Raw genomic sequence first — 18003 nt, 5'->3', positions numbered from 1 at the left:
CTTAAACAATCATATGTCAATGGACTACAGCGTGAATGGGCCAAGCCGGTTGACGATTGAGTAACAGATCGCAAGAATCTTTCGCATGCAAAGCTTGATACCGAAGATCGAGTCGCGCCTGGACACGCTTGCCGTGCCTATTGCGCTGGAGCTGCCCGACGGGCGGCGCGTTGCGAAGCCTGGCTCGCGCGTGACGCTGGCCTTCTCGGACTGGTCGGGGCTGGCCAAGCTCGCGGCCAGTCAGATCGGTGCGCTCGGGGAGTTGTACGTCGAGGGCAGGGTGCAGATCGAAGGCGCGATGCGCGATCTGACCGATGTGGCCGTTGGCCTGCTGCCGGGCAATCCGGCTGAAACCAACACGGGCTGGTGGGGTCGGCTGCTGCGGCGGGCCAAGTCCCGCGGCGCGCATTCGCTCAACAAGGATGCTGCGCAGATCGAATTCCACTACGACGTGTCGGACGATTTCTATGCCCTGTGGCTGGACCCGCGGCGCGTCTATTCCTGCGCGTACTTCAAGACGCCCGAGCTGACGCTGGCTCAGGCGCAGGAGGCCAAGCTGGACCACATCTGCCGCAAGCTGCTGCTGCAGCCAGGGCAGCGCTTCCTGGACATCGGCTCGGGCTGGGGCGCCTTGCTGATGTGGGCGGCCGAGCACTACGGCGTGGATGCAACCGGAATCACATTGTCGAAGAACCAGCACGCCTACGTGCAGCAGCTCATCGACGCCAGGGGACTGGGCGGGCGCGTGCGCGTGGAGCTGCGCGATTATCGGGAGCTGGCGGCCGACAAGCCCTTCGACCGCATCGCGTCCGTGGGGATGTTCGAGCACGTGGGGGCGGCCAACATGCGTGCCTATTTCGCCCGGATCGACGAACTGCTGGTGCCCGGCGGCATGGTCATGAACCACGGCATCACATCGGGTCGGCTCGACCAGCACCAACTGGGCAACGGCATGGGCGACTTCATCGAGAAGTACATCTTCCCGGGTGGCGAATTGCTGCACGTCACGCATGTGCTGCGCGAGATGGCGGCGGCGGGCCTGGAGATGGTCGATACCGAGAACCTGCGGCCGCATTACGCGCGCACGCTATGGAATTGGTCGGACGCCCTCGAAGGCAGGCTGGACGCCGCGCTGGCGGTGCTGCAGCGCTCCACCGGCAGCCGCGAGCGGGCGGAGCGCATCCTGCGCGCCTATCGTCTTTACCTGGCCGGATCGGCCATGAGTTTCGAGCAGGGCTGGATCTCGCTGCACCAGATGCTTGCCATCAAGCCGGACGGCAACAAGGACACGGGCTTGATGCGTGGCGCACATTCGGCGTACCCTTTCGTCCGCGACCACATTTACCGGTAAGAACCACATGCTCTACAGATTCAAATCGCAAGCGACCCAGGATGTCGTGATGCTCGAAGCCAACGCCCGGCAATTGCTCGAGATCATGGGCAAATCCGGAGGAGGCAGCGGCATCATCACGGTCGAGCAGATCCCCTCGGCGCTCGCGGCGCTGGAGGCCGCCGTGCGCACGGAAGGCACGAACAGGCACAACCATGATGCGCTCGCGGTGGAAGGGCATGCGGAAGAGGCGGAGCGGCAGCATATCGGGCTGCATCAGCGGGCGGCGCCGATCATCCACATGCTCAAGGATGCGCAGGCCGATGGCAAGGATGTGATCTGGGGCGCCAAATAAAGTCCGCCCTGCGTTGATCTACCTCGGGATCGCGCCCGGGCTCGAATAGTCGTAGCGCGGGCCGGGTCCGGGAACGATCGGCGGTCCTGCGTCCGGACCACGGCTCGGAGCGACGCCTTCATAGGCGGGCGGGGCCTCCACGGGCGATGGAATCGACGAGGCATAGCGCGGGCCGGGGCCGGGGACCACGGGTGGCCCTGGATCGGCGTAGCCTGGATTCAAGGTGTTCGCCGGTTCGCGCAAAGGCGCGACCCAGCCGAAGTTTGGCGCCAAGCCGCTGGTGTCGGTGTCCGGCGACTCCTGACGGCGGCTGCGCTCGCGGGCGTAGCTGCGTGGCGCGGTCGTGAGGCGGCTGCGCGCCGCGTCAGCGCCGCGACCGGCGGTCGAAGGAGAAGTCGCGGCGATGGATGCATCGGCTTCCGTACCGGTGGCCGGCGGGGGCCTTGCGGCGGGGGCGAGGGGCGGGAGGGTGGCGACGCGGCTCGACGCTCCCGGTGCTGGTGACTCCGCTAATGTTGGTGTTGCTACCGGCGCGAAGGGCGAAGCAACGGTCGGCGCCGATTCCGCCTGAGGTCGGGATTCGCTGGACGGAACCGACGCGTTCGTACTGGCCTGCAGCGGCACCACCGCCGCCTTGTGGGAGGTCAGCACATACATGCACCAACCCACGAAGCCGATCAGCAGCACCAGGCCGGCCAGCCCGGCGCGCAGCCAAAACATTGCTGGCTCGCGCGCGGGCGCCGCAGCGCGCAAGGGCGTCGGCCGGGAATGATCGGTGGCGGTGCGCGTAGAGTCGAAGCCCACGTCGCGGCGCGAGTCCGCAAACGTCGGCCCCGGGATGGAAGTAACCACCGGCTCGACGCCAAGCCGCGCAGCGCAGCCGACGCAGAACCTGGCATTCTTCCGATTGAGCTTTCCGCAGATACCGCAAGCGGTCGTCATGAACCCACTCCTGACTGGATGAGCCTTGGACTGTGTGCCAAGGCCGGGGTTCACGTTGTCGGCAATTGACTACTTTGCAATTAAGTTCCGGTGCCGTTTCTGGCCAGGCGGGCCGTCCAGATGGCTCCAGTGCAGTCAGCTATGGTCTTGATCAAAGCCAGCGCAGAAGGTGTGAAGATTTCGTAGCGAGGGCGCCAGCCGGGAGGCCGGCTCGCGCACCGCAGCCGTACTTCTGTACGGCGAGGAGCGCAGGCCCGAGATCGGCGTCCGCAGTAGAAATATTCACACCTTCGGGGTCAGTCGACTTTGGCGCCGGAGTCCTTCACCACCTTCGCCCACTTGATGTGCTCGCTCGCGATCAGCTTCGTGAATTCCGCCGGGGTGTTGCCGCTCGGGATGGCGCCCTGGGCCAGCATCTTTTCCTTGATGGCCGGCGTGTTCAGCGACTTGGCGACTTCCTGCTGGATGCGGTTGACGATCTCGGGCGGCGTGCCGGCGGGCGCGAGCAGGCCGAACCACGAACTGGCCTCGAAGCCCTTGAGCGCAGGGCCGCCGGCTTCCTCGACCGTGGGCACGTCGGGCAGCGCGGCAGAACGCTTCGAACTCGTCACGGCCAGCGCTATCAGCTTGCCGCCCTTGATCTGCTGCATCGACGAGGGCAGGTTGTCGAACATCACGTCGGCATTGCCGGCCACCATGTCCATCAACGCCGGGCCGGAGCCCTTGTACGGGATGTGCGTCATGAAGCTGCCGGACATGCTCTTGAACAGCTCGCCGGACAGATGGATCGAGGTGCCGCTGCCGCTCGACGCCATGTTGAGCTTGCCCGGATGGCTCCTGGCGTACTTGATGAAGTCGGCCACGTTCTTGATGCCCATCTCCCGGGCCTTGTCGGCGTTCATCTCCATCACGTTCGGCACGGCGGCGACGAGCGTGATGGGTTCGAAGTCCTTGATCGGGTCGTAAGGCAGCTTGTTGTACAGCGCGCGGTTGATGCCGTGCGTGCCCACCGTGCCCATGAGCAGCGTGTAGCCGTCGGGCGGCGCATGGGCCACCACCTCGGCGCCGATGTTGCCGCCGGCGCCCCCGCGGTTGTCGACGATGAACTGCTGGCCGAAGGCCTTCGACAGCTCCGGCGCCACGGCGCGCGCCAGGATGTCGGTGGTGCCGCCGGCCGCGAAGGGCACGACGATGCGCACAGGCTTGGTGGGCCATTTGTCCTGGGCGGTGGCGGGACCTGCGAGCAGCAGCAGCGTGGCCGCTGCGCTTGCGGCCAGGGCGACGCGCCGATTCGGCTTGGAGAGGAGGGTCATGCCGGCTTTCGGGGAGGTGGGTTGCGGGGAGGTCATCGCGCTCGTTGTAAGCGCGAAGCGGGCGATCCGTTGCCCGTAGTTACCCAAGCCGCGCCGCTGTAGTCAACGGCAATTTCAATGCTCAATGGCCCTTCATCCTCGGCGCGAAGCCGGCCTCGCGGAAGCGCTCGACCACGAAGTCGACGAACACGCGTGTCTTGGCCGGCAGCAGCTTCTTGCTCGGGTAGTACAGCGACAACTGGCCCATGTCGGCGGCCCAGCCGGGCAGCAGTCGCACGAACTCCCCGCTGGCCAGCCCGGCTGCGGCGAAGGGCATCGGCAGCAGCGCCACGCCGAGGTCCATCCGCACGGCCTGGGCGATGGCCTCCGGGTCGCTGAACACGATGCGGGCGCGCAGGTCGGCCGCGCCTTCATCGCCGGTTGCGTTGCGCAGCGTCCAACTGCGCATGCGCCCGGTCGGCGACGAGCGCCGCACGATGCCGTCGAAGGTCGCGAGGTCGGAGGGATGCCGGGGCGCAACCCGGCCCGCCATGTAGCGCGGCGAAGCCACCGCCACCACGTCGACGCGCGCCAGCTCCCGCGCCACCAGCCCCGGCGACAGCTCGATGCCGCCGCCGATGGCCGCGTCGAAGCCTTCGCCGATCAGGTCGACCTGGCGGTTGTCGAAATGCCAGTCGGGCACGACGGCCGGGTAGCGCGCGAGGAAGTCGCCGAGCAGCGGCACCACGTAGGCGCGGCCGAAGGCTTGGCCCATGCTGACCTTGAGCGTGCCGGCCGGCTCGCCGCCGACGGTGGCCACGCTGGCCAGCGCATCCTGCAGCGTGGCCAGGCCGCCGCTCACCTGGCGCAGGAAGCCCTCGCCGGTCTCGGTGAGGGCGAGCCGCCGCGTACTGCGCTGGAACAGCCGCACGCCCAGGCTGGCCTCCAGGCGCGCGACGTTCTTGCTGACGGCGGCTGGCGTCAGGCCCAGGCGCCGCGCGGCGGCGGAGAAGCTGCCGGCCTCGGCGCTCTGGACGAAGGATTCGAGATGGGTGAGGGGTTCCATCGTTGCCATTTTCAACCAGTGGTTGCAAGTCATTGAGGTTTTTGATGGCTACCGGGAACAGATGGGAATCCCCAAACTGGAGGCCTGTTCAACACATTCCCTCGAAAGATCATCATGACCACCTCTGCAAACTCCCTCTCGCTCGCTGGCAAGGTTGCCTTCGTCACCGGCGGCTCCCGCGGCATCGGCGCCGCGATCGTGCGCCGCCTGGCCGCCGATGGCGCGAACGTCGTCTTCAGCTATGCGGCCTCGCAAGCGCCTGCGGATGAACTGGTGCGCAGCGTCGAAGCCGCGGGCGGCCGCGCCCAGGCCGTGCGCATCGACAGCGCCGACGCCGCGGCGCTCTCCGCCGGAATCGACAAGGCCGCGGCCGAACACGGCCGCCTCGACATCCTGGTCAACAGCGCGGGCGTGCTGCTGCTTGGCACGGTGGACCAGCTCTCGGTGGAAGACTTCGACCGCACGCTGGCGGTCAACGTGCGCGCCGTTTTCGTCGCCACCAAGGCCGCGACCGCGCACATGGCGCAGGGCGGCAGGGTCATCAACATCGGCAGCACGAATGCCGAGCGCATGCCCTTTGCCGGCGGCAGCGCCTATGCGATGAGCAAGGCGGCGCTGGTCGGGTTGGTCAAGGGCCTGGCGCGCGACCTCGGCCCGCGCGGCATCACGATCAACAACGTGCAGCCCGGCCCGGTCGACACCGACATGAACCCGGCCGACGGGCCGAACGCGGACGGCCTGCGCTCACTGATGGCGATCCCGCACTTCGGCACGGGGGAGGACATTGCCGGCATGGTGGCGTACCTGGCGGGGCCGGACGGGGGCTATGTGACGGGAGCGAGCCTGACGATCGACGGGGGGTTTGGCGCGTGATCCATGCGCCGGTCAATTGCCGGTGAAATTGCCGTGTCGCCCCGCACCCTCGGCGAAGCGCTCGGCGCCGGCCTTCCCTTCTGCCGCGACGATCGGCACGCCGCGCATGCCTTCCTGCCGAAGCGCGTCGGCCAGCGGCAGGTCCCACTGCGCGTAGGCCGAGTGGCGGTCGTTCAGCATGCATTGCTGCGGGAAGGCGGCGATATCGCGGGCCAGTGACCTGGCTTCGGCCAGCGCGTTGCCGGCTGCGGTGACGCGGTTGAGCAAGCCCATCGCCAACGCTTCCGGCGCAGCCACCGGACGGCCGGTCAGGATCAGGTCGAGCGCACGGGCCATGCCGACGATGCGCGGCAGGCGCACCGTGCCGCCATCGATCAGCGGGACGCCCCAGCGCCGGCAAAACACGCCAAGTACGGCGTCGGGATCCGCTACGCGCAGATCGGCCAGCAAGGCGAGTTCCAGGCCGCCGGCCACCGCGTAGCCGCTGATGGCCGCGATCAACGGCTTCGACAGCGCCATGCGCGTCGGGCCCATGGGCGCGTTGCGGCCGCCTTCCGGATCCAGTTCGTTGCGAAGCGCTGGATCGCCCACCGCCGAGAGATCGGCGCCGGCGCAGAAGTTGTCGCCCGCGCCGGTCAGGATCGCCACGCGCAGGGCGGGGTCGGCTTCGAAGCGCTCGAACGCAGTGCGAAGTTCCAGCGCCGTGGGGCCGTCGACGGCGTTGCGTTTTTCCGGACGGTTGATGGTGATGACGCAGATCTCCGCATCGACTTCGAAGCTGACAAGTGACATGGCGGCGCCTTTCAGGTGCGCCTGGACCGGCGCGTTTGAGCTGAGGTATGGACCTGCCGTCGAATCGTAGCCTCGCGCTGGTTCGCGAAGACGCCAGGTTGAATTTGCCGCATGCCGGGAGTGACGCAGTTCACTTGCAAACGCACGCTCGCGATCTAACATTCTTGTCATGAGATTTCTATCTCATGAGCAGGGAGTCTCTTTCCAGCCTGAAAGGAATTCCCATGCCGCTCACCCACGAAGAAATGGACCGCAAGCTCGACGAGCATTTCGGTTTCGAGGCGCATGACGACGTGGCCGGCGTCCTGGCCACGCTGTCGCCGACGGTCGAGCACGACATCGTCGGCTGGCCCACCGGGCCGACTCGCGGGCGTGACGCCGCGCGGCCCTTCTACGAAGCCCTGTTCGCGGATCTCACCGACGGCAAGGTGAAGTCGCTGCGCCGTCTCTACGGCCACAACTTCATGGTCGACGATTCGCTCTGGAGCGGCAGGGCGTCCGGGCGCCCGTTCGGCCTGGACGGGCATGGCCGTCCCTTGCGCTTCCGGCTGCTGCACGTGGTCGAATTTTCCGACGCGGGCCAGATCAACCGGGAGAACGTGTGGATCGACCTTGCCGCCGTCCTGCAGCAGTTGCCGCAGGCCGAGACCACCGCCGCCGCATGACGCCGCTGGACCTGCGGCACCAGCAGAAGCAGCGCACGCGACAGGCCTTGCTCCAGGCCGCATCGGAACTCATGCGCCTGGGCGGCCGGCCCACGCTGGAGGCCGTCGCTGTGCAGGCGATGGTTTCGCGTGCCACGGCCTACCGCTACTTTCCGAAGGTCGAGACGCTGTACCTGGAGGCCTCGATCGACGTCGACACGCCGCAGGCTGAGCAGATCCTGGCTGGCGTGCCGGCGAGCAATCCGATCGCGCGGCTGGAACGCATCGACGATGCGCTGCAGGCCATGATGCAGGCCAACGAAGTGACCTTGCGCATGATGCTGGCGCAGTCGCTGGCGCGCAGCGCACGCGGCGAGGTCGACCCGCAGTTGCCCGCACGCCAGAACCGGCGTTCGCCGCTGATCGAGGCGGCGCTGGGCCCGACGCGTGCCCGCTTCAGCCCCGCGGGGCTGCGCAACCTCCAGCACGCGCTCGCGCTGGTCATGGGCACCGAATCCATGCTCGTCTTCAAGGACGTGCTGCGCCTGGACGATGCCGAGGCGCGCAAGGTCCGCCGCTGGGCCATCCGCGCCCTGGTCAACGCCGCATTGCCAACCCCCAAGCAGGAGAAGTCCCCATGATGACGAAGAAGCACTTGCCCTCCGTTGCCGCGCTGCTGCTCGCGAGCGCCTGCACGGTCGCCCTGGCCGAAAGCGCCGCGTCGGCCAAGGCGCCCACAAGCCAGCTGCAGCGTGGCCGCTACCTGGTGCAGACCGCCGGCTGCAACGACTGCCACACACCCGGCTACGCGCCGCAGAACGGCAAGGTCGACGAGAAGCTCTGGCTCACCGGCGATGCGCTGGGTTGGGCCGGCCCATGGGGGACGACTTATCCGACCAACCTGCGCTTGCTGCTGGCCGGCATGAGCGAGCAGCAATGGCTGCAGCACGCCCGCCGCATGGAGCCGCGCCCGCCCATGCCGTGGTTCAACGTGCGCGCGATGACCGATACCGATCTCAAGGCCATCTACGCCTACACGCGGTCGCTGGGTTCGGCCGGCGTGGCGGCGCCGGCGTATCTGCCGCCGGGCACGAAGGCGAACGGGCCGGTGGTGCAGTTTCCTTAGCCACGGCGCGACCCGCGCCGGGCCGTGATGCGGCAGGCGCTGCGTCTCCACAAGGGACGCATGCCCCGGGCTTACCCTGATGTGCAAAAAGTCCCGACGATGGGATAGTTAGTTTGTCAGCCGAACTAATCACTGAGCGGTGACTTACCAACTTCCCTAGCCGGAGACTTCCACATGCAATTCAAGAGCACTCTCACAGCCGTGGCCCTGGGCCTCGCTGCTTTCGGCGCCTGCGCCCAGACCGTGGTCGGCGTGAGCTGGTCCAACTTCCAGGAGGAGCGCTGGAAGACCGACGAGGCCGCGATCAAGGCGGAGCTTGAAAAGCATGGCGCCAAGTACATCAGCGCCGACGCCGGCGGTTCGCCCGAGAAGCAGCTCGGCGACATCGAAGGCCTGATGGCCAAGGGCGCCAAGGCGCTGATCGTCCTGGCGATGGACAAGGACGCGATCCTGCCGGCCGTCACCAAGGCCGTGCGCCAGAAGGTGCCTGTCATTGCCTATGACCGCCTGATCGAAGCGCCCGGCGTGTTCTACATCACCTTCGACAACACCGAGGTCGGCCGCATGCAGGCGCGCGAGGTGTTCAAGCTCGCGCCCAAGGGCAACTACGTGTTCATCAAGGGCTCGCCGACCGACCCGAACGCCAACTTCCTGCGCGCGGGCCAGCAGGAAGTCGTCGCGGAAGCGGTGAAGAAGGGCGACATCAAGATCGTCGGCGACGAGTACACCGACGGCTGGAAGCCCGAGGTCGCCCAGAAGAACATGGAACAGATCCTGACCAAGGCCGGCGGCAAGGTCGATGCCGTGGTGGCCTCCAACGACGGCACGGCCGGCGGGGCGGTGGCGGCGCTGACTTCCAAGGGCGTCAAGGGCATTCCCGTGTCGGGACAGGACGCCGACTTCGCCGCGCTGAACCGCGTGGCGCAGGGCACGCAGACCGTGTCGGTGTGGAAGGACTCTCGCGAACTCGGCAAGGAAGCCGCCGATGCCGCGCTGGCGCTCGCTGCCGGCAAGCCCGTGGACAAGGCCACCAGCTGGGACAAGGGCGAAAAGAAGATCGCCCTGCAATCGCGCTTCCTGACGCCGGTGCCGATCACCAAGGCCAACCTCGACGTGGTGGTGAAGGCCGGCTGGATCAAGAAGGACGAACTGTGCAAGGGCGTGAGCGGGGACAAGGCTCCCGCGGCCTGCAAGTAAGGCCCACCCCCGCGGCGCCTGCGGCGCCCGGGCGGCCGCCAGAGGCGGCTGCTCCTGCGGGCCGTCCAAGCCTGCGCAGGCAGGCTTGGAGCCGCGGCCCTCGGCCCCTCGAGGGGGCAACACCAGCGGCCCGGCAAAGCCGGTTCCGCGGTGTTTCACGCGATCTCGCTCTGCAGAGGCTGCTCGCGTGCAACTCCCTCTCCCCTCGGGGAGAGGGTTGGGGTGAGGGCCGCGGTGCATCGCTCGCGCCCGCCTTGAATCCCGCTCGCTGGAACGCGTACCTGCAAATCGTCGATGGGAGTTTTTTATGAACAAGCCTTTGCCAATCTGGCGCCGCAGCGGCGTCGACCTTCGCCTGTTGTTGATGAGCGTGCTGCTCATCGTGATGGGTGTGGTGTTCAACATCTTCTCGGGCGGCGTGTTCCTGTCGCCGGAGAATCTCTACAACGTCGCGCAGCAGACGGCCGTGGTCGGCATCGTGGCGACGGTGATGGTGCTGGTGATCGTCGCGCGGCACATCGACCTGTCGGTGGGCTCGGTGATGGGTTTCGTCGGCGTGCTGATCGCCTACCTGCAATACACCTCGGGCTGGTCCTGGCCGACGGCTTGCCTCGCGGGCCTCGCGGTGGCCTTGCTGGTGTCGATCTATCAGGGATGGCTCACGGCGGTGCTGGGGGTGCCTTCGTTCGTCGTGACGCTGGGCGGCCTGATGTCGTTCCGCGGCGCGGCCTTCCTGGTCGCGGACGGCAAGACGCAGCCGGTCAGCGACGAGTTCTTCCAGCGCCTGGGCGGTGGCTATGACGGCGCCATCGGCGTGACGGCGACATGGGTGCTGACGGGCATCGTGGCGCTGGTGCTGTTGTTCCGCATGATGCAGAAGCGCAGGGCGCTGCAACGCTATGAGATGCCGACGGAGTCGCTGGCGGTGGACCTGATGTTCACGGCAGTGCCGATCGCGGTGCTGGTGGTCTTTGCCTGGGCCATGAACCACTACCAGATCTCCGGCAAGGACGCGCCGCAGGGCATTCCGATCCCTGTGCTGATCTGGGCCGTGGTGGGCATCGTGCTGTCTTTCATCGTGCACCGCACCCGCTTCGGGCGCTACGTGTTCGCGATGGGCGGCAACCCGGATGCGGCGGAGCTGGTGGGCATTCCGGTCAAGCGCGTCACGCTGATGCTGTTCGCATTGCTGGCGGTGCTGGTCACCATCGCCGCGATCGTGTCGATCGCGCGCCTCAACGCGGGCACCAACTCGCTGGGCACGGGCATGGAGTTGTATGTGATCGCGGCGGCCGTCATCGGCGGCACGGCGCTCGCGGGCGGCAGCGGCTCGATCTTCGGCTCGGTGCTGGGCGCGCTGATCATGCAGTCGCTCGACAGCGGCATGCTGCTGCTGGACGTGGCCATCGGCAAGCGCATGGTGATCGTCGGGCAGGTGCTGATCATCGCCGTCGTGTTCGATGTGCTGTATCGCAAGAAATTCGGAGATCGCTGAAATGGCCACGATCGACAAATCGAAGCCGCTGGTCGAGCTGCGCAACATCCGCAAGGCTTTCGGCGGCGTGCACGCGGTGGAAGACGTCAGCGTCAACCTCTACCCGGGCGAAGTGGTGGCGCTGCTGGGCCACAACGGCGCCGGCAAGTCCACGCTGATGAAGATGCTGGCGGGTGCCTACCCGATCGACTCGGGCGACACGATCATCGCGGGCGAAAAGGTCCACATCCGCACGCCTTCGGAGGCGCAGGCGCAGGGCATCGAGACCATCTACCAGACGCTGGCGCTGGCCGACAACCTGGACTCGGTGTCGAACCTGTTCCTCGGGCGCGAGAAGCTCACGCCGTGGCGCACGCTCGACGACCATTTCATGGAAGGCGCCGCGCGCAAGGTGTTCAACCGGCTGAACAAGAACTTCACCAACATCCGCGTGCCGGTGCGTGGCTTGTCAGGCGGGCAGCGGCAGGTGGTGGCGATCTCGCGGGCGCTGTACTTCAATGCGCGCATCCTGATCATGGACGAGCCCTGCGCGGCGCTCGGGCCGGAAGAGACGGCGATGGTCGGCGGGCTTGTGAAGCAGCTCAAGTCCGACGGCGTTGGCATCTTCCTGATCACGCACGACATGCCCGATGTGTTCTCGCTGAGCGATCGCCTCGCGGTGATGAAGAACGGCAAGCTGGTGGGAACGTATCGCACCGCCGACGTGACCGAGGACGAGGTGCTGGGGATGATCATCGCGGGCAAGCGGCCAGAGGGCAAGCCGCAGGCCGAGCACGCATGAACTGTTGCTCCTCCCCAGGTCGTGGCGGCACTTCGTGTCGCCACTCTCACCCCCCGCCGGGGGCAGCACCAGCGGCCCGGCAAAGCCGGTTCCGCGGTGTTTCTGGAATGGGACAGCTTGATCAATCTGGATATGAAAACGATCGGTGACCAGCAACTGCTCAAGCGCATCAACCGCAGCGTTCTGCTGCGGCTGTTGCGTGCGCAGCCGGGCCTGTCGCGGGCGCGCTTGGCGAGCGAGAGCGGGCTGACCAAGTCGACGGTGAGCGGGCTGGTGCGCGAACTGATCGAGGACCGCTGGCTCACCGAATCCGATGCGGCCGTCACCGATGGGCTGGGGCGGCCATCGACGCCGTTGTCCATCAACGACCGTGTGCGTGCGCTGGTGGGCATCGAGGTGGGGGTCGAGACAATGCGCGTGGTGTGCGTGTCGCTGCTGGGCGAAGTGCTGCGGTTGGATGCGCAGCCGTTGCACAGCGCGGAGCCCGCCGCAGTCTGCGCGCAGGCTGGTGCGATGTGTGCGCAAGCCTGGGACGAGATCGCTGAACGCGGGCTCGAACTCACCGGCATCGGCGTGGGCGTGCCCGGCGCGGTGGACGACGCCACCGGCATCGTGCTGTTCGCACCCAACCTCGGCTGGCGCCGGCTCGACCTGCTGCCCCGGCTCATCGAGGCGTTCGCCGCGGCCGGCCTGCCACGCGTGCCGGTGCAGTTGCAGAACGAAGCCGATGTGGCCGCGCTCGGCGAATACGAGTTCTGCGACGGCGAGGGCGAGGATCCGCTGATCTTTGTCGATTGCGATGTGGGCGTGGGCGCCGGCATCGTGTTGAACGACCGCCTCTTCACCGGCGCGCAGGGCATGGCCGGCGAGATCGGCCACAGCATCCTGCAGGCCGACGGGCCGTTGTGCTCCTGCGGCAGGCGCGGCTGCGCCGAAGCGTTCTTCGGCTCGCGCATGCTCGGCAAGAAGCGAGGCGACGTGCGCCGCGCGGGCGAGATGCTGGGCGTGCTGCTGCAGAACCTGTGGATCACTTTCGACCCGCGCGCCATCGTCGTCGGTGGCTCGACGTGCGTGAACCATCCCGAGTTTTTGCAAAGCGCCATCGAGACGGTGCAGCGCTACGCGGAAGCAGCAGGCATGCCGCCGCCGGTGGTGCGCGGCGCGCGCCACGGATTGTTGGCGCCTGCGGTGGGGGCGGCGGCATTGGCGCTGCATGACTACTTGCGGCCGATGCATCCGAACACGGTCGAGCGGCGCGAGCGGGCCAGTCCGCAATTGCTGGCGCGCTGAACCGCCTCGGCGAGCAGTTGGGCTTGCCATGGGCCTACAACCAGGACTCGACGCGAGACGTCGAATCCGCGCCGCCGGTGGTCATCCAGGAAACGGCCGACGCGATCCGGCCGAAGTGATCTTGGCTGGCACCGCAGTCGGGTCGCCGTGACGCTCGTTGAGGGCAACGGCTTCCTGGACCAACCTGACCACGGTGGCCTGCTCAAGGGACGTTTCCTTCACGAGATGCAACGTTGCCATCTCGTACTTTCCGCCCGGCTTCAAGCGCGGCTCGATATGCCACAGACGCTGGCCGCGCCAGAAACCCAGGAGGATGCGCTCTTCCTCGGCGCGGATGAGAAGGACGGGACCCTTCGAAAAGTACACCAGGTGGCCCCACTTGATGGCTTCTTGCAGCGGTGCGGAACTGACGACAGTTGATCGCAGTGCTTGCGCACAGCGCCGTTGCCAATCGGCGAGCGAGGCAATGTATGCGTCGGGATTTTCTGCAGGGACGGACTTCTTCATTGGCATGGGGCAGCCTCCGTGCGGCCTCGGCCAGCCCACCCTCGCCAGAAGCGGATGTCGCTGTCGAAATGAGGCTGAGTAGCTACACTTTCATTCACAACACCAGTCACTATGCCGGCCTTGACCGGCGAAGGGGAGCGCAACATGAAATCCTTCGGCAAGAAGCCACAAGGCGCGCGGCTTGAACGCATCAAGGCGTCACCGCGCTGGGATGGCAAAGGCTTCCGCAACCTGCATCCGATCAGTCCCGGCTTGCGCGACCCGCAGGCAAAGATGCCTTCCATCAGCGAGTTGCTATGTGGCGCCGAAGGCACCGTGCCACGGGGCCTGCTGCCGTCGATGGACCCGTTGCCAGCCTGGGCGAATGCACCCGCAAGCGGCCTGCGCGCCACGTGGCTTGGGCATTCGACGGTGTTGCTCGAGATAGAAGGATTGCGTGTGTTGACCGATCCGGTGTGGGGGCCGCGCGCGTCGCCATCACGGCTGTTCGGCCCCAAGCGCTTCCAGCCGGCACCGGTACCCTTGCGTGCGCTGCCCCCCATCGACCTGGTCGTGGTATCGCACGACCACTACGATCATCTGGACTATCCGACCATCCGCGAACTGGCCAGGCTCGACGTGCCTTTCGTGACCTCGCTGGGTGTCGGCGCACACCTCGAAGCGTGGGGCGTGCCTCCCGAGCGCATCGTCGAACTCGACTGGTGGGAAACGTACCAGTTGCCCGACAGCGAGGTCACGGTCACGGCCGCGCCCTCGCAGCATTTCTCGGGCCGTTCACTGGATGATCGCAACGCCACCCTGTGGTCTTCGCTCGCCATACGTTCGCCACGGCATGCGGTGTTCTTCAGCGGCGACACAGGGCTCACGGACGAGTACCGCGAGATCGCCCAACGTCTGGGAAAGTTTGACCTGGTGATGCTGGAGGTCGGTGCCTACCACCCAGCCTGGGGTGACATGCATCTTGGCCCGGAGAACGCGCTCAAGGCCCTCGAGTTGCTCGGCGGTGGCGCCCTGCTGCCAGTGCACTGGGGCACTTTCAGCCTCGCCACGCATGCGTGGCACCAGCCAGCCGACGTCTTGCTGGACCTGGGCGCCAAGATGGGCGCGCGACTCGTCATGCCCCGGCTGGGCGAAGCGGTCGAGCCAGCGCACGCGAACGACGTCGAGCCGTGGTGGCGCGGTGTGGATACGTCGGCACGCGCATCCAAGCGCCGTGCGCCAGCGCCGCAGGTGTTGCCAGACGCCATGTCGTGGCCGCTGGACTAGCCTGGCGCAGCGATACGTCTTGCCTAGAAGGACTCATTGTCGAAGGACCTTCTCCATGGCCTTGCCCTTCGCTAGTTCGTCGACAAGTTTGTCCAACTGACGAATCCTTTTCATCAGCGGGTCTTCAACTTCCTCCACACGTACGCCACAGACCACACCTTTGATGAGAGCACTATTTGGATGCATCGCTGGCGCTTGAGAAAAGAAGCTCTCGAAGTCAGCCTTCTGTTGGATCTGATGCTTCAACCCGGCACGGTCATAGCCTGTGAGCCAGCAAATGACGTGATCAACCTCCTCTTGCGTGCGCCCCTTGCGTTTGGCCTTCTCCACGTACAGGGGATACACCGCCGCGAAGGGAGTGGAGAAGATTCGATGTCCTGCCATCTTCGTATTTCCTTGTGACGCAAGAGTGAGCGCGTGGGCGTAAGGTTGAGGCTGATTCGCGGACCGAGGTATGCCGAAGGACGTCGGCCCGCTGTAGCGAGTCGGGTGCAACGATGGGTTAGCCGGCACTCTTTGCCGCCTTGTACCACTGGCGCAGCGATGGCTCGTGACGTAGCTTCTCGTTCTGCTCATACTCGCGACAAAACCAAGCAAGCAGGCCATCCCAAGTGGCAACCGAGGGCGCCGCCCTCGCTGTGGGCCACCCGAGCTCCGAGAGTAGAGAAGTGGCCCCGCTTGTCTGAACAGCATTCCCCGATTCTTAAGTGGATTCCGGGCGGTTTGCCAACGGTGCAGAGTTGTCCACGGCGGCGGGCGTCGCTTGCGACGAACGCACGACGCGGTGGGCAACTCGGGGCGCACCAGCGATCTTCATCTTACGCGGCCAGTTTCACTGGCGGCAGGCCGGCGAAGTACGCTTCGTCCGGCGTAGAGCGATCCAGGCTCGAATGAGCGCGATGCGCGTTGTACCAGGCCAGGTAGTCAGCAATGTCGGCGCGCGCGGCGCTGACGCTGTCGTAGGCCTTCAGGTACACGCGCTCGTACTTCACGCTGCGCCACAGGCGCTCGACGAACACGTTGTCCCTCCAGGCTCCGCGCCCGTCCATCGACAGCCTGCTACCGGCGGCCAGCACTGCGCCGGTGAACTCCTCGGCGCTGAACTGGCTGCCCTGGTCGGTGTTGACGATCTCGGGTGCACCGTACAGGGCCAGGGCCCGCTCGATCACTTCCTTGGCGTGGATCGCCTCCAGCGTGATGGCCACACGATGCGCCAGCACGCGGCGGCTGAACACGTCCACCACGGCAGTGAGGTAGACGAAGCCGCGCGCCATCGGGATGTAGGTCGTGTCCAGCGCCCACACCTGATTGGCCCGCGTGATCGCCAGCTTGCGCAGCAAGTACGGGTAGATCTTGTGGCCCGGTGCGCGCTTGCTCGTTCCCGGTTGCGGCGCAAGCGCTGCGATGCCCATGCGCTGCATCAATGTGCCCACATGCCTGCGGCCAACCTGGATACCCTCGCGATGCAGCTGGTCGCGCAGCATGCGCGCTCCCATGAATGGGTGCTCCAAGTGCAGTTCGTCCAGACGGCGCATGAGCGCCAGGTCGGCATCGCTCACTGGCCGTGGCAGGTAGTACACCGAGCCACGGCTGATGCCCAGCAGCTGCGCTTGGCGCGTGACGGACAGTTGCTCTTTCCGGTCGATCATCGCTTTGCGCTCAGCAATCCCGCCTTGGTGAGCGCGCGTTCTAAAAAATCATTCTCCAGCGTCAGCTGCCCGATCTTGGCGTGCAGCGGATTCAGGTCGACCGGTTCGGCTGGTGCCGCTGCGCCGCCACCGAAGGCCTCGGCCGCGTGCTCCAGCAACTGCCGCTTCCACTCCGTGATCTGGTTGGGGTGCAGCTCGAACTGCGTGGCCAGTTCGGCCAGAGTCTTGTCTTCACGCAAAGCGGCCACCGCCACCTGGGCCTTGAACACCGGCGTGTACGTGCGGCGGGTGCGCCGCGCTGATTTCTTGACCATCGAAACTCCTGTCGCCAGACCTTCCTCGGCCCGGCATCAAGCCCGGAGTTTCCACTTAAAGCGCTGTTCAGATTTGCGGCGCCACTTCTGTAGCCAGTTTGACTTTGCAGCATTGCGGAGCATTGAGGTGGTAACGACGTTCGATTCATCGTCCGCGCCGCCACGCGCGACAGGGACAACATGATCGATAGTCGGGTAGTGGGACCAGTATGCGGGGTGCGTGAGAGATTGCTTCCAGTTGCGGTGGTACGGAAAGAGTGACGGCGAAAGTACTGATAGCGCGCGCAGCGCTCCCGGAAACACGAGGGGCTCGCCGAAATACCGATCGCTGAAGCCGTCGCGAACGAAAACCTTGGTTAAGCGCGCAAGCGGCCATGGTGAACGAGGAGTAGATGCTGGAGGCGGCGGGAATACAGCGCTCAGTATCTCTGCGGCTGATGCGGAGTTACCTGAAGACAACATCTCGCAGACTTGACGGAGCGCTTCGGCGATGCTCATACGTGCAGGCTAACGAACGAGGTGAGCCGACGCCGTAGACGGTCGGCTCGACCGGTGGTTGAGCCCAAGGCTGGCGAAACGAACGGTACTCTCATCGCAGAGGGCGCGGCGTGATGAATGCGCGCCAGCGGCAAAGAAGGACGCGAACGAGGCGGGTTAGAGGACATCATGCTTACGAAACTCACTTCCTGCCAATCGAGAGCGCAAAGTGCAACGACGCCGCAGCCCCGACAAGAAGAGGCAAGCGTTCGAGAGGTAACTCCTTCGCTGAAACGATGAAGACCACCAGGTGGTCGACCTGGTCGATGGCTGCCTCGATCTTCTCGAACAGCGAATCGCCTACCATCAGTTCCGCCTCGTCCAGCCAGACGTGCGCCCCGAGTGCGCCCAGATCGACCGACAGCCGCCGGACAAACGCCTTGTCTGCATGGCTGTGACTCATGAAGACGCCAGGGACGGAGTGCATGGATGCAACTTACCAGAAGGCGTCGCCTTCGCGTTCCACGAACGTATTCGGCGATCGTGGTCGGACGCTTGTTCGCCATGTCTTTCCGTGGCCCGTGGCGAAGCGTCCGGTAGGCGCAGC

General features: G+C 66.1%; 20 protein-coding genes. 11 read left to right on the top strand and 9 right to left on the bottom strand.

Going from position 1 to position 18003, the window contains the following annotated elements; translation table 11 throughout:
* Positions 1-85 precede the first annotated feature (85 nt).
* Together HB681_RS28465 and HB681_RS28460 are read left to right on the top strand one after the other, a co-directional pair.
* Positions 86-1351, top strand: coding sequence for a cyclopropane-fatty-acyl-phospholipid synthase family protein (locus HB681_RS28465; RefSeq protein ID WP_213958245.1), 1266 nt, complete (start codon positions 86-88; stop codon positions 1349-1351).
* A 7-nt stretch (positions 1352-1358) separates the two neighbouring features.
* Positions 1359-1685 carry a DUF1840 domain-containing protein gene (locus HB681_RS28460; protein ID WP_213958244.1) on the top strand — a complete coding sequence of 109 codons (327 nt, stop codon included), beginning with the start codon at positions 1359-1361 and terminating at the stop codon, positions 1683-1685.
* A gap of 18 nt (positions 1686-1703) precedes the next feature.
* On the opposite strand, the gene HB681_RS28455 is transcribed toward HB681_RS28460, so the two are convergent.
* The 3 genes from HB681_RS28455 to HB681_RS28445 all read right to left on the bottom strand — a co-directional run bounded on the left by HB681_RS28455 (position 1704) and on the right by HB681_RS28445 (position 4985).
* Positions 1704-2627 (bottom strand): hypothetical protein, encoded by a 924-nt coding sequence (locus HB681_RS28455; RefSeq protein WP_213958243.1) that lies wholly within the window; start codon positions 2625-2627, stop codon positions 1704-1706.
* A 296-nt stretch (positions 2628-2923) separates the two neighbouring features.
* Positions 2924-3940, bottom strand: a complete 1017-nt coding sequence (locus HB681_RS28450; RefSeq protein ID WP_213958242.1) for a tripartite tricarboxylate transporter substrate binding protein — start codon at positions 3938-3940, stop codon at positions 2924-2926.
* A 121-nt stretch (positions 3941-4061) separates the two neighbouring features.
* On the bottom strand, positions 4062-4985 hold the full coding sequence (locus tag HB681_RS28445; protein ID WP_213958241.1) for a LysR family transcriptional regulator: 924 nt from the start codon (positions 4983-4985) through the stop codon (positions 4062-4064).
* 114 nt (positions 4986-5099) lie between these two features.
* On the opposite strand from HB681_RS28445, the gene HB681_RS28440 reads away from it, so the two are divergent.
* Positions 5100-5858, top strand: coding sequence for an SDR family oxidoreductase (locus HB681_RS28440; RefSeq protein WP_213958240.1), 759 nt, complete (start codon positions 5100-5102; stop codon positions 5856-5858).
* Positions 5859-5870: 12 nt separating this feature from the next.
* On the opposite strand, the gene HB681_RS28435 is transcribed toward HB681_RS28440, so the two are convergent.
* The gene (locus HB681_RS28435; protein WP_213958239.1) at positions 5871-6650 is read right to left on the bottom strand and encodes a crotonase/enoyl-CoA hydratase family protein; all 780 of its coding nucleotides are present in this window, start codon (positions 6648-6650) and stop codon (positions 5871-5873) included.
* Positions 6651-6874: 224 nt separating this feature from the next.
* Here HB681_RS28435 and HB681_RS28430 point away from each other — a divergent pair, with 224 nt between their 5' ends.
* The 7 genes from HB681_RS28430 to HB681_RS28400 all read left to right on the top strand — a co-directional run bounded on the left by HB681_RS28430 (position 6875) and on the right by HB681_RS28400 (position 13183).
* Positions 6875-7315, top strand: a complete 441-nt coding sequence (locus HB681_RS28430; protein WP_213958238.1) for an ester cyclase — start codon at positions 6875-6877, stop codon at positions 7313-7315.
* A complete protein-coding gene (locus tag HB681_RS28425; RefSeq protein WP_213958237.1) occupies positions 7312-7935 on the top strand; it encodes a TetR/AcrR family transcriptional regulator in 624 nt (207 codons plus the stop codon). The genes HB681_RS28430 and HB681_RS28425 overlap by 4 nt, the downstream gene beginning before the upstream one ends.
* Entirely contained in the window at positions 7932-8420 is a 489-nt protein-coding gene (locus tag HB681_RS28420; protein WP_213958236.1) for a c-type cytochrome, read from the top strand. Before HB681_RS28425 ends, HB681_RS28420 begins: the two co-directional genes overlap by 4 nt.
* Positions 8421-8594: 174 nt before the next feature.
* Positions 8595-9617 (top strand): D-xylose ABC transporter substrate-binding protein, encoded by a 1023-nt coding sequence (gene xylF, locus HB681_RS28415; RefSeq protein WP_213958235.1) that lies wholly within the window; start codon positions 8595-8597, stop codon positions 9615-9617.
* A 307-nt stretch (positions 9618-9924) separates the two neighbouring features.
* Positions 9925-11112, top strand: coding sequence for an ABC transporter permease (locus HB681_RS28410; RefSeq protein ID WP_213958234.1), 1188 nt, complete (start codon positions 9925-9927; stop codon positions 11110-11112).
* A gap of 1 nt (position 11113) precedes the next feature.
* Complete coding sequence (locus tag HB681_RS28405; protein ID WP_213958233.1) at positions 11114-11893, top strand: ATP-binding cassette domain-containing protein; 780 nt, start codon at positions 11114-11116, stop codon at positions 11891-11893.
* Between the two features lie 132 nt (positions 11894-12025).
* Positions 12026-13183 carry an ROK family transcriptional regulator gene (locus tag HB681_RS28400; protein ID WP_213958232.1) on the top strand — a complete coding sequence of 386 codons (1158 nt, stop codon included), beginning with the start codon at positions 12026-12028 and terminating at the stop codon, positions 13181-13183.
* Positions 13184-13264: 81 nt separating this feature from the next.
* On the opposite strand, the gene HB681_RS28395 is transcribed toward HB681_RS28400, so the two are convergent.
* A complete protein-coding gene (locus HB681_RS28395; protein WP_213958231.1) occupies positions 13265-13696 on the bottom strand; it encodes a DUF1801 domain-containing protein in 432 nt (143 codons plus the stop codon).
* Between the two features lie 138 nt (positions 13697-13834).
* On the opposite strand from HB681_RS28395, the gene HB681_RS28390 reads away from it, so the two are divergent.
* Complete coding sequence (locus HB681_RS28390; protein ID WP_213958230.1) at positions 13835-14956, top strand: MBL fold metallo-hydrolase; 1122 nt, start codon at positions 13835-13837, stop codon at positions 14954-14956.
* 33 nt (positions 14957-14989) lie between these two features.
* Here the strand turns inward: HB681_RS28390 and HB681_RS28385 are convergent, their stop codons facing one another.
* From HB681_RS28385 to HB681_RS28370, 4 genes are all read right to left on the bottom strand, one after another.
* Entirely contained in the window at positions 14990-15340 is a 351-nt protein-coding gene (locus HB681_RS28385; RefSeq protein ID WP_213958229.1) for a DUF2200 domain-containing protein, read from the bottom strand.
* Positions 15341-15774: 434 nt separating this feature from the next.
* A protein-coding gene (locus HB681_RS28380; RefSeq protein ID WP_213958228.1) for an IS3 family transposase occupies positions 15775-16919 on the bottom strand; the annotation gives its coding sequence in 2 pieces (ribosomal slippage) (positions 15775-16646 and positions 16646-16919; 1146 coding nt in all).
* A gap of 36 nt (positions 16920-16955) precedes the next feature.
* Entirely contained in the window at positions 16956-17417 is a 462-nt protein-coding gene (locus HB681_RS28375; protein ID WP_213958227.1) for an HNH endonuclease, read from the bottom strand.
* A 181-nt stretch (positions 17418-17598) separates the two neighbouring features.
* Positions 17599-17859, bottom strand: coding sequence for a toll/interleukin-1 receptor domain-containing protein (locus HB681_RS28370; RefSeq protein ID WP_213958226.1), 261 nt, complete (start codon positions 17857-17859; stop codon positions 17599-17601).
* Positions 17860-18003 lie beyond the last annotated feature (144 nt).

The sequence above is a fragment of the Variovorax sp. dw_954 genome (assembly GCF_018449755.1).
Lineage (GTDB): Bacteria > Pseudomonadota > Gammaproteobacteria > Burkholderiales > Burkholderiaceae_C > Variovorax.
The sequence above is the reverse complement of the archived record's forward strand: the minus strand, read 5'-3'. Positions and strand labels throughout refer to the sequence as shown.